Source organism: Psychrobacter maritimus, assembly GCF_904846345.1.
Classification (GTDB): domain Bacteria; phylum Pseudomonadota; class Gammaproteobacteria; order Pseudomonadales; family Moraxellaceae; genus Psychrobacter; species Psychrobacter maritimus.
In genome coordinates this window covers 198043-214283 of record NZ_CAJHAJ010000004.1, presented here as the reverse complement: position 1 = coordinate 214283, position 16241 = coordinate 198043, and the positions used below count along the sequence as shown (strand labels likewise).

Here is a 16241-nt window from a genome sequence, read left to right as displayed (position 1 = left end):
TATTACTACTTATCTTCTAAAAACAGTCTTTAGACTGTGATTAGCTTAGAAGCGGTAAGTTGCACCAACTTTAACAATTGGCATCCACTCTAACCAATCTTTATCTTCAAGCTCATTTTTAGCTAAATTAGCTACTTGGCCAGGAGTTAGTCCTGGTACAACAGTACCACCAGGATTAATGCCATCTTCTACACGTACTGGACCTGACTTACTTGCAGTAACATTTGCATCAGTTTGACCCATGTATGCAGCACCGATCTCACCAAACAAACCAAAGTTGTTGGTAATATTAGGACGGAAACCGATAGTAGCATAAGGGGCTAGCTTGTTGCGATGATCCATACTACCTTTAAGAACGCCTACGTCATCAGCATTATATTTCACGCCATTAACTTTATAAACGCCGCCATTAGGGTTAGCAGTTACATCAAAGCTATTATCAGGAACGATGATACCAGCACCCATTGTGAACCAGTTACCAGTAGGACGTAATTGTACGCCTAGGTATGGGTTGCTAAAATCAGAATCAACTTCATAGTTTACATCGTTTGCATCAAAGTCACCGCCGAATAGATCAGCAACATCGCCACCTGCCCAACCAGCTTGTAGTTCAGTTTTCTCGTTTAGAGACCAACCGATGTTAGCGCCATAACCTAAAGTACCAACTTCAGCACTCACAGATGCTGGGTTTACTACTTGTTTGAAGAAACCTTTAGTACCACCAAGTGTGTTGCCTACAACACCAGCGTCAGCATCATACGCATAACCAGGTTGTGCTTGATAAGCAACAGCTACTGGCTCAGCTTCGTATACAACTGCTTCATTACCGTCAACAACGATAACTGGCTCAGCTGCCAATGCAGCACTTGATGCTAAAACAGCAGCAGAGATTGCCGTTAATTTAATAAGTTTCATAGAATACTCTCCTAAAGTGTGAAATAACTCGCCCGTAAAAAAATGATAATTTAGCTTTTTTTAAACAACCATTTTGTTGAGCAGATTAAAACAATTTTGGCTTGAAAAGTCACCCCCATGGATGCGCTTTTTATTTGCCGTTATGTAAAGATTGCATAGATATTGTAATAATTGCTACACCAATCCGCAAAACTTCGCTTTCCTGTTACACAATACTCTCAAAGCAACTGAATAGCACAAACACGAATATTGAATCGCTTAACGCTCATGTAAAGGTATTACAAAACATGTCAGTATAATGACCTATGTCACACTTTAACTCAATTACAGTTATAGAGTTTATTACTACAGTTTGTTGTGGTTTGTGAGTTAACGTATCTAACATTACCTAATCACTGATAATTTAGAAGCCAAACAACTTAAAAACCAGATGATTTAGAAAGCTGTTAGTTAATACTTAGTATAAATAGCAGTATGGTAGATAAATGTGTTTATATTTAATAAGATATAAGCTTGTCTAAGCGCGATAATATGCTAAATTAGTCTTAGTCATAAAGTTGCTTTTAGACTTTGAATTTACTGGTCTTTAGCTAACTAATTACAGCGTCTTTTGTTTTCTGCTTTATTTTTATCATTCTTATTGAGCCATCTATATGCCTAAAGTATCGTCGATTACCCGTGTGTTAGAGATTATCGAAGCCGTATCTTACGCTTCAAAGCCCCTCTCGCCACTTGAGCTATCGCAAGAGCTTGATATCCCAAAACCGACCATTCATCGATTGATTCAAAATTTGGTCGATGAAGGGTTTGTTACGGTTGATATTGGTGGCGGTATTATTCCTGGCAAACGGGTACGTAATTTGAGCGTCGAGCTTTGGCAGCAGCGTCAATTCTTTAATGAGCGCCAAATAATTTTGCACAAATTGGTTGATGAGATTGAAGAGACTTGTGGTATCGCCATTCCTTATCAGATGGACATGATGTATACCAATCGTGCTAAGACCTCGCTACCGTTACAGATTTATCTCCCTGTCGGCGCAAAATCACCGATGTGGTGTACGGCCACCGGTAAGCTTTATTTAAGCCAGTTATCGGCGACCAGCCGCGCTAAAATACTGCAAGGACTACCACTAGATAAATTTACCAAAAATACGATTACGGATATTGATGCGTTAAATGCCGAGCTTGATCGTATTGCGGAGACCGGTATCGGTATCGACAATGAAGAGTTTATCTCAGAGATGGTAGCCGTGTCGGTACCGGTACTGGATAAAAAATCACGCTATTTGGCTTCTTTATATATTCACGCCCCAACCATCCGCGTGTCATTAGATGAGCTACTGGAGCATGTGCCGCGCTTGCAAACAGCTGCGCAGGATATTCAAGCTTTGGTGTATGAGCTGCAAAACTAGGGCCTGTATCATTAAGAAAAAATATGATCGAACACAAAAAGGTCTGCGCTATAAAACTAGCGCAGACCTTTTTTATGCTTTGTTAATAGAATGACGACAATTAGCAAACGCACTCTATTCAAAATCGATTAATAATTTTAATCTTTTAGGGCGTTAAGACAATACTGAACTGTCATGACGCGCCATAATACTAGAAAAATCCTTATCGCCATTTTCTACCGTATGTGCTTCGTAAAGCTCCGTCGCTTTGGCACCCATAGGCGTTTCAACATCGGTATCCTTAGCCGTTTGCATTGCAAGGTTTAAATCCTTTTGCATCAGCTTACTCATAAAGCCACCTTTATAGCCATTGCTAGAGGGTACATTTTCCATCACTTGCGGATAAGGATTATAGACCTCTAACGTCCAATTACGACCTGAGCTTTGTAGCATAATATCTGACAGCACTTTAGGGTCGAGGCCGTTTTTAACCCCTAAATTAATCGCCTCTGCCGTTCCCGCCATTAGAATGCCTAACAGCATGTTGTTGCAGATTTTCGCGACTTGTCCAGCACCGTGCTCGCCAGCATGAAATATATTTTTGCCCATGACGGCTAGTATCGGCTCAGCTTTGGCGAACGCATCGTCGCTGCCACCAACGATGAAGGTTAAACTACCAGCGATGGCGCCGCCTGTACCGCCGGAGACTGGCGCATCTAAGAAGTCTATGCCAAGCTTACTTGCTGCCTCTGCTACCAATCTTGCATCAGCTGCAGCGATGGTACTGCTATCGATGACCAATGTGCCTTTGGGCAGTTCTGCTAGTAGGCCTTCAGCCCCATTATTTCCTAGATAGACAGAATGGACGTGCTTGCCCGCAGGCAACATGCTAATGACGACTTGTGCATTGCTTGCAGCATCTTTAGGACTAGCAGCCACACTGGCACCTGCTTGTTGCAAGCGCGCGGTCGCCTCCGCAGATAAATCATAAACCGATAGCGTATAACCTGCCTTTAGTAAGTTCTCTGCCATCGGTGCGCCCATATTGCCAAGCCCAATAAAGGCTATATTTGGCTTGGCAGTATTGTTTGACTCTTTATTGCTTAAACCTGAATCCTTTGTTCCCATCTCATCGCTCCTTGATGATTGCTTATGCAGACAGTGCTACACATAGTTTAACGTTTTTTAATTTATACCTGATTCTTATAATGAGCCGATAAGCTCTTAGCGTACAAGCTGGCTGCCTAAAGCGTCTTCACCCAACCAATCGCCTAAAGGATGCTCACCTTTAGCATAAGGATTCACAAAGTGCTGATGTATATACGCCTGCCCTTCGCTACTGAGACAGTCTGCCAGTGAACGTGACCACTGCGGATTACGGTCTTTATCAATCAGTAGCGCACGTACGCCTTCTTTAAAATCAGGATTGGCCGCACAATGCACCGCTACGTTGGCCTCTAAATACAGGACTTGCTCTAGCGACAAATCAGTCACTTTATGATAAAGCGCATAGGTCAAAGCAGCGGTAACTGGGCAGCCATGTCGATACGTATCTACTGCGCGCTGCGTCCAGCTGTCTGCTGCAAAGTCTGTATCTAGCTTTGCAAGCGCTTCGTCACTTTGTAGAAGTGCATCAATATCTCCCAGTCCGCCGCTGTTCATCAACTGCTGTATAGGTTTCCAATATGTCGCAAGCTTACTTGCAGGCAATTCTGCTACTGGTTGCGCTGCCAATGCACGGCTAACAATACTGTAGGCACTATCGTTGTGACATTTATCGGTACTACCTGCTGCTCCTTGCCAATTACTCTGTTTTAAACCTTGTATGACGGCATCATATTCACTACTGGCAACGGCATACTCTGCAAGATTGGCTAATAAAGCGTCATTGCCATTACACATCGCACCTGTTAGCCCTAAGAACAAACCTGTTTTAGCTGGCATACGCTGCAAAAACCAACTACCAGAAGCATCTGGGAACAGTCCAATAGTCACTTCTGGCATGGCAAAGCGGGTGCACTCAGTGACCAAACGATGACTACAACCTGCCATCAAACCCATGCCGCCACCCATAATAATGCCGTCGCCCCAGAGGATTAACGGCTTTGGATAAAAATGCATCTGCCGATAAAGGCGATACTCATGACCGAAAAACTCTGTCGCATAAGGGTTCGGTAGCGGCGCACTGGTAGACATACTGTCATACAGCTTACGGATATCACCGCCGGCACAAAACGCCTTTTCTCCTGCTCCTTTTAATACCAATGCCACTATCTGATCGTCATTTTGCCACTGCTCTAGCTGCTGGGCTAATAACTGACACATCTCGACACTGAGCGCATTGAGAGATTTGGGTGTATTTAACGTCATTATTCCAATAAGATAGCCACATTCTGTCGGCTCAGTATTGAACAATACTGGCGCTTCTTGTGTGATGTTTTCTACAGGATTTTGATTATTAGTATCGTCCGTCGCTGTCGTCGCTGCTGTCATAAAAGTAACCTAAAAATTAAAAGGAAAAATATTAGCGCTAAGCCTGATTTAATTTGGCCTATTTATTTTGCCAATTGGGTTTACGCTTTTCTAAGAACGCTTGCACACCTTCACGCTGATCTTTGGTGTCGAATAACTTAACAAAAGCTTCGCGCTCATGGATAAGGTTTTGTGCAGGCGGGGTGTTTCTTGCGGCTTGGATAAGCTGTTTAGAGTAACTGACGGCAACAGGTGATTGCTTAGCGACTTTTTGCGCTAGCGCTTGCGCCGCTAGTAAACCGCCACCTTTTGCCGTAACTTCTTCGACTAAGCCAATGCGTAATGCAGTATCGGCATCGATGCGCTCACCGCACAATATCATACGTTTCGCCCAGCCTTCACCAACCAGTAAAGGCAGATTCTGCGTACCGCCCGCGCATGGCAATAAACCCACGCCGGTCTCTGGTAAGGCCATCTGTGCATGCGCTTCTGCGATACGGATATCACAGGCCAGCGCACACTCAAGTCCACCGCCCATCGCATAGCCGTTGATGACTGCAATACTGACACCGCGATACGCTGATAGTGCTTCAAACGCTTCACCAAAAGCGATGGCCATGCTGATTGCTTGGCCTTTATCACCGTCTGAGAAATTATTTAAGTCCGCACCTGCTGAAAAGAATTTCTCACCATCGCCATGAATGATTAAGGCATAAACATCATCATTTGCATTCAGGTCAGTGACCAGCTGTTTGAGCGCTGGCAGACTGTCCATCGTCCACGTATGAGCTGGTGGGTTATTCAGTGTTACGGTAGCAATGTGACCGTCAATTGATAACTTGAGATTGGTATAATCCGTCATAAATAATCCTTTATTTTATCTGAATTTGGTACGATTTATTGGTGAGACGCTAGGTAAAATAGCCATAGAAAACCATAGCGAACTTAAAGTATTGCTATAAAAGTATTGTCATAAAATAGCTACGTACTACGATTAACGCAATTGACTCAGTGCATCATCTTGCATAAGCTGACGCGAGACAATCACTCGCATAATCTCATTGGTGCCTTCCAAAATCTGATGCACACGCAAGTCTCGTACATGGCGCTCAAGCGGATACTCATTTAGATAGCCATAACCGCCATGCAACTGTAAGGCTTCATTGGCAACATCGAAACAAAGATCCGTTGAGAGACGCTTTGCCATCGCACAGTAAGTAGATGCTTGCGAGTCATTGTTATCGACTTTATTAGCTGCTAAATAAAGCATTTGCCGCGCGGTAATAGTTTGTGTGAGCATATCAGCAAGCTTAAACTGTACCGATTGTAAGCTGGCAATCGGGCTACCAAACTGGCTACGCTCTTGCACGTAATTGGTCGCTGTCTCTAGCGCTGACTGCGCCGTACCTACCGCACAGATACCAATATTGATACGACCGCCATCCAAGCCTTTCATCGCAATACGAAAACCTTGGCCTTCTTCACCGATTAAATTTTCTGCTGGTACTTTGACATCTTTAAAGCTGATGGTACGGGTTGGTTGCGCTTTCCAGCCCATTTTATGCTCGTTTTTACCATATTCGATACCAGCGCTGTCAGCGTCTACCACAAATGCTGAAACCCCTTTTGGGCCTGCACCGCCTGTACGCGCCATGACCACTAATACGTCAGTCGAGCCTGCGCCTGAGATAAAAGTTTTTTCGCCATTGAGTACATAATAGTCGCCTTGCTTGTCGGCTTTGGTGCGTAATGAGGCGGCATCAGAACCGGCATTCGGCTCAGTTAAGCAGTAGCTGCCAAGCCACTCACCGCTGACCATATTGGGTAAATACTTTTTACACAAAGCATCGCTACCATATTCACCAATCATCCAGCTCGCCATGTTATGAATACTCATATAAGCAGCGACTGCCGTATCACCCCATGCCAGCTCCTCAAACACCATGGCAGAGTCTAAGCGTGGTAACCCTAAACCATCATAGTCAGGATTGGTATATAACCCCAAAAAGCCAAGCTCACCTGATTTCTTAATCACATCAATTGGAAAGTGCGAGGTGCGATCCCATTCAGCCGCGTTTGGCTTTAGCTCTTTTTGAGCAAATTGCCGAGCGGTTTGGCGAAAGGCAATTTGGTCTTCGGTCAATGAGAAATCCATAGGGTCATCCTTGTGCTTGCATAGCAAATATGGTGGAGAGAAGGTTATAAGCCGTCAGTCTACTGTGGTTTAAACCGTGTTGGTTATACAGTATAGCAGCGCTATAACGACAATCATAAATTATGCTTTTGCTAAAAAACATTAAGTAAGACTGTCGCTATGCTGCCAATATATTGGATTAACGATTACATTGAAATAGTGGTATTGACACCGCGGCTTGCCTCATCATCAAACCAACGTGCAGTCACCGTCTTAGTTTGAGTATAGAACTGTACTGCCTGCTTACCATAAGGACCGAGATCACCAAGCTTACTAGCACGTGAGCCTGAGAATGAGAACATCGGTAGTGGCACAGGAATTGGTAAGTTAATACCGATTTGACCTACTTGCACATCCTGTTGGAACTTATGCGCAGCAGCGCCTGACTGAGTAAAGATCGCCGTACCATTACCATGTGGATTGGCATTAAGCAGCTCAATCGCCTCATCAAGGTCAGCTGCACGCATGATACACAGAACAGGCCCAAAGATTTCTTGCTGATAAATTTGCATATCAGCGGTGACGTTATCAAAGATAGTTGGTCCTACGAAGTTGCCTTTTTCATAGCCTTCAACCGTGATACCGCGACCATCTAATATTAAACTTGCCCCTTCTTCTACCCCAGTACCAATCAGATGCTCAACACGGGCTTTTGCGGCAGGTGAAATGAGCGGACCTAAATCCTTGTCATTTTTACCTGCTGAAACCACTAAGCCTTCTGCTTTAGCTTTAATATCATCAACCCACTCACCTGCTTTACCAACTAGCACCACGACTGACAGCGCCATACAACGTTGACCGGCAGCACCAAATGCAGCACCCGCTAGCTGATTGAGTGTTTGCTCTTTATTGGCATCAGGTAGGATAACGCCATGGTTTTTGGCACCCATCATACACTGGGCACGTTTGCCAGATTGACTAGCGCGCTCATAGACATGCTTGCCGACGTTGGTAGAGCCAACAAATGAAACCGCCTTAATATCTGGGTGATCACAAATTGCATCAACCGTCGCCTTGCCGCCATGTACGACGTTGAGTACACCTTCAGGTACGCCCGCTTCAACGGCAAGCTCAACCAGACGCATAGTCACCATCGGGTCTTGTTCAGAAGGCTTTAGAATGAATGTATTACCCGTGGCAATCGCCATTGGGAACATCCATAGTGGAATCATCGCTGGGAAGTTAAACGGCGTGATACCAGCACAGACGCCCAATGGCTGCCAGATACTATAGGTATCAACGCCTGAGGCGACATTTTCAACGAAGTCGCCGATTTGCAGATTGCCAATACCTGCGGCATGCTCAACCACTTCTAAACCACGGAATACATCACCGCGCGCATCAGCAATGGTTTTACCCTGCTCTGCTGTCAGGATTTCTGCCAGCTCATCCATATGATCGCGTATGAGTGCTTGATACTTTAAAAAGATACGCGCACGCGTGGTGATTGGCGTTTTGCGCCATGTCTGAAAGGCTGTTTGGGCGGCAGCGACGGCTTGATTGATTTCATCGTCAGTGGTTTGCGGGACTTTAGCGATGACTTCTTGCGTGGCGGGATCGGTGATATCAATCCATTCACTGGTATTAGAATCAACGAATTGACCATTGATGAGCTGTTTAACGTGGTGCATAAGATATCCTTATCTTGTTTGCGAGACTACCCTTTTATGGTGTCCTAGTATTCAAAAAAGAGATAAAAACGATAAGTTTTTATCAATCAAACTTAATTTTTAAAATGATTTATTTCGTATCATTATTGACTATAGCAATAAATCAATTTTAGGGTCAAGTGGTTTATTAAACTTTTATTTACGATTGTAGCCATCTATAAATCTTATAAGTCTAAAAAGCAAAAAGCCCATGATTGTACATGAGCTTTTCGATATTAAGATACATGGCTTTTTTCAATTAATACGCTATTAGATTAATAGTCTTTCATCGACTGCTTAATCGCATCAATCGCTGTTGGGTTATCAAGCGTTGACATATCTCCCGTCTCATTACCTTCTGCTAAAGCACGAATAGCGCGGCGTAAGATTTTGCCAGAGCGCGTTTTGGGTAATGCTTGCGGGAAATAAATCGCGGCTGGACGAGCGATACCGCCCAAGGATTTTACTACCGCACCAATCACTTGCTGCTCAATACGGAAACGGTTTTCTGTCGTCGCCACTTGCTCATGGTCTTTTAGCACACAAAAAGCAATCGGCAACTCGCCTTTTAATTGATCTTTGATACCCACGACCGCACATTCAGCCATCTCTGGATGGGTACTGATGGCTTCCTCAATCTCTTGCGTACCAATACGATGACCGGCGACATTAATCACATCATCGGTGCGTCCTAAAATATAAAAATAACCGTCGTCGTCGGTCACTGCATAGTCTGATGTAGAGTAGTGCTTGCCATCAAACAGACCAAAATAGCTGCTGATAAAGCGCTCGTCATTACGCCATACAGTCGTGAGACAACCAGGCGGCAGTGGAGCGCGAATGGCGAGTAAGCCCTTTTCACCAGCTTTACAAAGCTCGCCGGTTTCTTCATTGATGACGTGGGCATCATAGCCATACATCGGATAACCGGGCGAGCCTTGTTTGTGCGGTTTATGATTAAATTTGGGCGTATTGCTCAAAATTGGCCAACCAGATTCTGTCTGCCAATAATGATCTAAAATTGGCACCCCTAAATGCTTGGTCAGCCAATTGGCTGTTGACTCATCAAGTGGCTCACCTGCTAAAAAGAATGACTTAAGGCTAGAGACATCATAGCGCGTCATCCATGTCTCATCTTGTTTTTTCAGCATACGCACACCCGTCGGTGCGGTAAATAGAATATTCACTTTATTTGCTTCGACAATCCGCCACCAAATACCTGGGTTTGGACGATGTGGCAAGCCCTCATACATCACACTGGTCATGCCAGCGAGCAATGGCGCATAAATGCTATAAGAATGCCCAACCGCCCAGCCGATATCAGATATCGCCCAAAAGGTCTCGCCCGCCTTGCCATCGTAGATATAATCTATAGACGTCGTTAGCGCCACTGCATGGCCGCCGGTATCACGCTGCACACCTTTTGGTGTACCAGTAGTACCTGAGGTATAAAGCAAATAAGATGGCGTATTGGACTCTAACCAGACTGGCTCAACAATCGCATTGGCTTCACAACTGATACGGCGCTGGGTTGCATAATCGACATCGATAGCTTTTTTCTCAAACGGCAATACACCACGATTGACGACTAGTACATGCTCAGGCTTGAGAGTTGCTTGCTCAATGCCTTGATTGACGAGGCTCTTATAATTAACAACCTTACCGCCACGTAGACCCGCATCGACAGTGATGACCATTTTTGCTTCGGCGTCATCCATACGAATGGCCAAGTTATGGGCAGCAAAGCCACCAAATACCACCGAATGTACGGCACCGATACGCGCGCAGGCTAGCATGGCATAAGCCGCTTCTAAAATCATCGGCATATAAATGATGACACGATCGCCCTTGCCGATACCATGACGCTGCAGTACATCGGCAAAGTAATTGACTTCTTTATAAAGGTCATTATAAGTCAGGCGACGCTTGGTATAGTCGGTATAAAGCTCAACGTTATTGCCCAAATCTTTAAAAGCATCGACGACGGTAGGAAAGGTTTCGATTAATTCTTGGTTAATCTCAGAGGATAGCCAAATAAAAGCATCCTGCTCTGCGCGCTCTGCAAGATGGCGATCGACACAGTTATAACAAAGGTTGGTCTCACCGCCGACGAACCACTGAGCAAACGGCAGATTGCTGTCATCAAGGATTTGCTCAGGCTCTTTATGCCAATAAATGCGCTTGGCTTGCTCAGCCCAAAACTGCTCGCGATTATCAATGGAGGACTGATAAATATCTGCAAAGGTTTGCTTGCTATCAAATGACGCTTGAGAATTTTGGCTAGAGGATTGATTGAAGCTTTGATTATTATTGTGATTCACAGCTTGATTGCTGGTTTGAGAGTTAGCTTGCTCGTTCATAATGGCTGTCCTTAGCGTAAACGATGGGTAATGCTGTAAGTTTTTATAAAAAGCAATGTTATAAGAAGCGATGTTATAAGAAGCGATGTTATAAGAAGCGATGTTATAAGATATAACTTCATAATATGATGCTTTATAAGATACGCTCTTATTCAATAATATCATAATATAAAACTGGCTATCCCTGCCAGAACTAAAAAACCGATACGTTATGTATCGGTTTAAAATGTAGCAGAGCTAATGATAAAGGTCAACTATTAAGCGTGTCAGCTACTTGATATTTTGCTAGCCATAATCGCATTAAAAGTTAACCACTCTAAGCGATTACATCTCTGTTTGATTGGCATACATCTCGCGCATGACTTTTTTGTCATGTTTCCCTACCGAGGTTTTTGGTAGCTCATCGACGAATTTAAACTGACTTGGCACGCCATACTTAGGAATAATACCGCGCTCAACAGCTTGCTCGGCAATCGCTTTGATGTCATCGGCGCTGGTATCTTGGCAAGCAGGTTTGAGCACAATCAAGGCTAGCGGACGCTCGCCCCACTGCTTATCACGCACACCAATCACTGACACGTCAGCCACCGCTGGATGTAAAGATAAAATCGTCTCAATCTCTAATGACGATATCCACTCACCGCCTGATTTAATCACGTCTTTTAGACGATCGGTAATTTTAATATAACCATCCGGCTGGATATAGGCGATATCTTGCGTATGCATATAGCCATTTTCCCACAGCTCTTTACCCGCATCGTCGTTTTTCAGATAGCTTTGCGTTAACCAAGGCGCGCGCAGCACCAACTCGCCCGTATTGTCTTTACCCATACCGACAGATTCATTGTCAGTATTCCATACTTGAGCGTCTACCATCAGTACCGGCTTACCGGTCATACAACGGCGGGCGATATCTTCTTCTGCAGACATTTCAGGCTCATTGAGGCTAAATTCTGTCAAGCTAATAAGAGGTGCGGTCTCAGACATACCATAGCCAGTATAAACTTCGATATCTTGCGCCAATGCTGCTTTTGCTAAGCCTTCGGTCAGCTTAGAGCCACCGATAATCATTTTTAACCCATTAAAACTGGCATCGCGATCTTGCGCTTCTTTGAGTACCATCTGCAAAATCGTTGGTACGCAATGGGTGATACTGACCTTTTCATTGATGATTAAATCCATCAATACATCGGGCGCATAGCGACCTGGATAGACTTGTTTTAGACCAACCATAGTGGCGGTAAACGGGAAACCCCACGCATGAACGTGGAACATCGGCGTCATCGGCATATACACATCGCCGTAACTGACGCCCTGCTTGTTGGGCAGCATACCTAGTGTCGCCGCTTCCGTCAGCGTATGTAATACCAATTGACGATGGCTAAAGAACACCCCTTTTGGATCGCCGGTCGTGCCTGAAGTATAGAAGGTGGTGGCAATGGTGTTTTCATCAAAATCTGGGAATTCAAACTCGCTACTAGCGGCATCTAAGAGCGCTTCATATTCACCGGTGACGCGATTTTGATTGCCGCCAAAGACGCCTTCATGCGTCACGCCATTGTCATCAAGCCAAATAATATGCTCAATGCTGGAGTTTTCAAACTGATAATCTTTCACCAAGGGCGCAAATTCAGAATTGAGCAGCAATACTTTTGGTTTAGCATGGTTGATGGTATAAAGGATTTTTTCAGGTGACAGGCGGATATTGACGGTTTGCAAAATATATTCTGACATCGGTATGGCAAAGTATGACTCTAAGTAGCGATGACTGTCCCAATCCATGACTGCAATCACATCACCCGCATCAAGCTTTAAATCTGCTAAAACATTGGCTAAGCGATTGATACGCTGAAACAATTCTTTATAAGTGAAGCGTTTTTTATCGGCATAAACGATTTCTTGCTCTAGCGATACCGTTTTGGCACGATTTAACAGTTGCTTGACGATTAGCGGATAATCGTAGGCTGACGGCGCACTATGATAAATATTTGACATAAATTTAACTTCCTTGTGGGTGGTTTTAATTATTTTAAAGCACTATTAATAAATTTTAGAAAACATATAAAAACAGAGCATTTTTATCGATATACGCGTGGCTATAATGGATGGCAATACTTATCGTCATTCTTGATAAGCTCTATTGATAGTAAGAAAAAACCTAGGCTATGTAAAGCGTGCTTGCGTAAGTAGCATACGATGGCCAGTACGTTGATTGGCATTTAAACACACGAGTTATTATGTTATGACAAGGCCATATTAAGTGAAAAGATATAGTGCTAAAAATTGCTATATTAAAATGTGCTGCACTAACAGCCAGTTTATTAAAAGAATCATTTTCTTAATAATAGGCGCTCAAAAAACGCTATCAAAAAATCCTCTTAATTCGCGCGAGGATTTGTTTTGACCATCCCAATGCTAGCAACCAATAACGCCAGCACTTGTACAAACAATAATAACCAAACCGTCAGCGACCATTGGCCACGCGCATAAGCGATGCCGCAGAGCCATGCGCCCATCGTGCCACCTGCGTAATAACCCATATAATATAAGCCCGACGCCAATGAACGTCCTTTTTTAACATTGACCGCGATATAACTGATGGTAGCAGCTTGCGTAATAAAGACGCCAGTGGACATAACAGCAAGCCCTATCACGACTCCCCAAAGCGGTGTTAGCAATGTTAACAGCACGCCAAGCATCGAGATAACCATCGCTACTCGAACCGTACGCGCTGAGCCAAATCGGCGTAGCAACGTCGTCGATAATGGGGTGATGATAACCCCTATTAAATACACGGCAAAAATATTGGCAAGCGCACCTGTGCTTAATTCATAAGGTGTATCGGCCAAATGCAAATTAATAAAGGTAAAACAGCCAACCAAAGAAAACAGGACACAAGCACCAAGCAAGCAGGACGTGACGACATAGCGATTTACTAAATGCTCACCAAGGGTCTGCATGGCTGAGCGAAAATTGGGATTGGCAACAAAGTGCCGTGACGATGGCAGCATTTTACCGACCCACAGCGCTCCGACAAGCGTCATACCTGCCATTACATAGTAGCCGGCGCGCCAACCAATGAGCTCATGCAAGTGCCCCAGTAAAAAACGCCCCATAAAGCCGCCAAGTACCGAGCCTGAGACATAAAACGACATCAGCTCAGTGACCGCGCGCCCCTCAAACTCTTCACCGATATAAGCAATCGTCACCACCGTAATACCGGGTACAGACAATCCCTGCATAAACCGCCACATGCCCATCCAGCCGATATTGGGACTTTGGGCAATTAACGCAGTAGGTATCGCTAAAAACAAGAGCGCCCCAACGATAAATGACTTACGACCAACGGCATCAGAAAGCATGCCCAAAAATGGCGACATGATAGCAATCGCCAATATGGTAGCGCCGACAATCATGCCCGCCTGCACCTCAGTTGCGGACATATCCACCATCAATACTGGCAAAATAGCCTGAATAGAATAGACCTGCAAAAAAGCAAACATCCCAATCAAGCCAATCGTCAGCTTCAATACCCATGAAGGCGCATCAAATGGCAGCGGCGGCTTAGGTAGCTGATTGGGCGTTTGAATATGGCGGCGGATAGCGCTGCTATCTTTGCCACTGCCATCAACATTGACATTGATGTCGCTATTTATACTGTTATTTATATTATTATTCAAAGTATGACTGACTATATTGGACGCCTTTTTTAGCTGGAAGCTAGACGGCATAGGTGAGAGAAATAAAGCGATAGCATGAAATCGTTATAATAATAAAACTTATGACTGACTATAAAACGATGCATGATTTGTGAGTTTATCACAGCAAATACCAGACTCAGGTTTCGGTGTGTTATTCGCGATGCTATTTATGAATGTTATTTATAATAAAGGATTTTTATTCAAGTGCTTTTAATGACAAATTTTCCAACCCTAAAACGCTAGGCTGATTTTAACACTGTAGAGGTGATTAATATTTTTGACAGCTAATAGATTACTGTCTACTATTATTTTGCCCTGCTATTTATGATTGATATCGCCACTTTAGCCCTAGCCTGACAAAGTAATGCATAGAATAAAGTAACGCACAGAATAAACCTTACATACAAAAAGACCTCAAATAATAGACCCTTTATCATGTTAAACAACGCTATTTATCCAAGATTGATTGCCGCGACAGGCGCACTGATTGTTTCTATGCATGTGGCAGCGGTCACATCAGAAGAAATAACCCCAATTAGACAGCCAGCAATTGAAAAGCTTTCAATTAATGAGCTGTCAACCGCCACCTTAGCAACCAAAGTGCCCGCAACTAAAATACCTTTAACCACGACAACATCAGCATCGCCTACCTCAAACTGTATTCCTGACAGTGTCATTACAGCGGCTGAGCTGTCAGCTACGCGCGATAATGGTCCTTTTACGGTGGCAAGTAAATCTGTTCCTCGGCAACTAGCCAATGGCTTCGGCGGCGGAACCATTCATTATCCAACCAATGCTGGTGACTGCGGTTTGTTAGGCGGTATCGCGGTGATTCCCGGTTATGTGTCTTATGAAGCCTCTATCAAATGGTGGGGGCCGCGTCTGGCATCTTGGGGATTTGTGGTGATTACTATCGATACCAACTCTATTTATGATGACCCCGATAGCCGTGCGACGCAGTTGAGCGCCGCACTCGATCATATTCTTAGCGATAGTACGGTGGGTGCGCAAATAGATAGCACACGTTTGGGCGCTATCGGCTGGTCAATGGGGGGTGGTGGCGCGCTGCAGTTAGCGACCAAGCGCAGTGACATTCGGGCCATTATTCCGCAAACGCCCTATCATGATAAAGACTACGGCAACATGGACACGCCTGCTTTATTTATTACCTGTCAAAATGACCGCATTGCCTCTAATAAAAAGTACAGCAGTCCGTTTTATAATAATGCTGCTGGCGCAAAAATGAAAATTGAGATAAAAAACGGCAGCCACTTTTGTCCAAGCTATCGCTTTAACGAGATATTACTCAGTAAACCAGGTATTGCTTGGATGCATCGCTACATAAATGGTGATACTCGCTTCGATAAATTTTTATGCAACAATGAAAATTATGGCAACAGCCCCCGTATATCGGCTTACGATTATAAAAACTGTGTATAGTCAATTTAAGCTAAAAACAATACAGGGCAGCTGGGATAAGTTTTGCGCAGCCTCTGGAGTGTAAAGCACACAGCAAACAAGGACAGCAAAGACAGAAGGAAGAAGAAGTTATCTCAGCA

At 44.2% G+C, this 16241-nt stretch carries 11 protein-coding genes; 2 read left to right on the top strand and 9 right to left on the bottom strand.

The window, feature by feature from the left end; translation table 11 throughout:
- Positions 1-45 precede the first annotated feature (45 nt).
- The gene (locus tag JMX50_RS07415) at positions 46-915 is read right to left on the bottom strand and encodes a hypothetical protein (protein ID WP_201625615.1); all 870 of its coding nucleotides are present in this window, start codon (positions 913-915) and stop codon (positions 46-48) included.
- 653 nt (positions 916-1568) lie between these two features.
- On the opposite strand from JMX50_RS07415, the gene JMX50_RS07410 reads away from it, so the two are divergent.
- Positions 1569-2327, top strand: coding sequence for an IclR family transcriptional regulator (locus JMX50_RS07410; RefSeq protein WP_201629051.1), 759 nt, complete (start codon positions 1569-1571; stop codon positions 2325-2327).
- Between the two features lie 153 nt (positions 2328-2480).
- Here the strand turns inward: JMX50_RS07410 and mmsB are convergent, their stop codons facing one another.
- From mmsB to JMX50_RS07370, 8 genes are all read right to left on the bottom strand, one after another.
- Positions 2481-3434 carry a 3-hydroxyisobutyrate dehydrogenase gene (gene mmsB / locus JMX50_RS07405; RefSeq protein WP_201629050.1) on the bottom strand — a complete coding sequence of 318 codons (954 nt, stop codon included), beginning with the start codon at positions 3432-3434 and terminating at the stop codon, positions 2481-2483.
- A 96-nt stretch (positions 3435-3530) separates the two neighbouring features.
- Positions 3531-4799: an enoyl-CoA hydratase/isomerase family protein gene (locus JMX50_RS07400; RefSeq protein ID WP_201629049.1), complete on the bottom strand. Its 1269-nt coding sequence runs from the start codon at positions 4797-4799 to the stop codon at positions 3531-3533.
- Between the two features lie 58 nt (positions 4800-4857).
- A complete protein-coding gene (locus JMX50_RS07395) occupies positions 4858-5640 on the bottom strand; it encodes an enoyl-CoA hydratase (protein WP_201629048.1) in 783 nt (260 codons plus the stop codon).
- 132 nt (positions 5641-5772) lie between these two features.
- Positions 5773-6933: an acyl-CoA dehydrogenase family protein gene (locus JMX50_RS07390; protein WP_201629047.1), complete on the bottom strand. Its 1161-nt coding sequence runs from the start codon at positions 6931-6933 to the stop codon at positions 5773-5775.
- 185 nt (positions 6934-7118) lie between these two features.
- Positions 7119-8603, bottom strand: coding sequence for a CoA-acylating methylmalonate-semialdehyde dehydrogenase (locus tag JMX50_RS07385; protein WP_201629046.1), 1485 nt, complete (start codon positions 8601-8603; stop codon positions 7119-7121).
- A gap of 293 nt (positions 8604-8896) precedes the next feature.
- Positions 8897-10981, bottom strand: coding sequence for a propionate--CoA ligase (locus tag JMX50_RS07380; protein WP_227670962.1), 2085 nt, complete (start codon positions 10979-10981; stop codon positions 8897-8899).
- Positions 10982-11305: 324 nt separating this feature from the next.
- On the bottom strand, positions 11306-12976 hold the full coding sequence (locus JMX50_RS07375) for a fatty acid--CoA ligase (protein WP_201629045.1): 1671 nt from the start codon (positions 12974-12976) through the stop codon (positions 11306-11308).
- A gap of 383 nt (positions 12977-13359) precedes the next feature.
- Entirely contained in the window at positions 13360-14505 is a 1146-nt protein-coding gene (locus JMX50_RS07370) for an MFS transporter (protein WP_201610850.1), read from the bottom strand.
- A gap of 612 nt (positions 14506-15117) precedes the next feature.
- Between JMX50_RS07370 and JMX50_RS07365 the strand changes: the two genes are divergently transcribed.
- Positions 15118-16122 (top strand): dienelactone hydrolase family protein, encoded by a 1005-nt coding sequence (locus JMX50_RS07365; protein WP_201629044.1) that lies wholly within the window; start codon positions 15118-15120, stop codon positions 16120-16122.
- Positions 16123-16241: the final 119 nt, after the last annotated feature.

What these genes read in the sequence shown, in the direction of transcription:
- JMX50_RS07415 (WP_201625615.1), bottom strand. Translation starts at nt 915, where the DNA reads ATGAAACTTATTAAATTAACGGCAATCTCTGCTGCTGTTTTAGCATCA.
- JMX50_RS07410 (WP_201629051.1), top strand. Translation starts at nt 1,569, where the DNA reads ATGCCTAAAGTATCGTCGATTACCCGTGTGTTAGAGATTATCGAAGCC.
- mmsB (WP_201629050.1), bottom strand. Translation starts at nt 3,434, where the DNA reads ATGGGAACAAAGGATTCAGGTTTAAGCAATAAAGAGTCAAACAATACT.
- JMX50_RS07400 (WP_201629049.1), bottom strand. Translation starts at nt 4,799, where the DNA reads ATGACAGCAGCGACGACAGCGACGGACGATACTAATAATCAAAATCCT.
- JMX50_RS07395 (WP_201629048.1), bottom strand. Translation starts at nt 5,640, where the DNA reads ATGACGGATTATACCAATCTCAAGTTATCAATTGACGGTCACATTGCT.
- JMX50_RS07390 (WP_201629047.1), bottom strand. Translation starts at nt 6,933, where the DNA reads ATGGATTTCTCATTGACCGAAGACCAAATTGCCTTTCGCCAAACCGCT.
- JMX50_RS07385 (WP_201629046.1), bottom strand. Translation starts at nt 8,603, where the DNA reads ATGCACCACGTTAAACAGCTCATCAATGGTCAATTCGTTGATTCTAAT.
- JMX50_RS07380 (WP_227670962.1), bottom strand. Translation starts at nt 10,981, where the DNA reads ATGAACGAGCAAGCTAACTCTCAAACCAGCAATCAAGCTGTGAATCAC.
- JMX50_RS07375 (WP_201629045.1), bottom strand. Translation starts at nt 12,976, where the DNA reads ATGTCAAATATTTATCATAGTGCGCCGTCAGCCTACGATTATCCGCTA.
- JMX50_RS07365 (WP_201629044.1), top strand. Translation starts at nt 15,118, where the DNA reads ATGTTAAACAACGCTATTTATCCAAGATTGATTGCCGCGACAGGCGCA.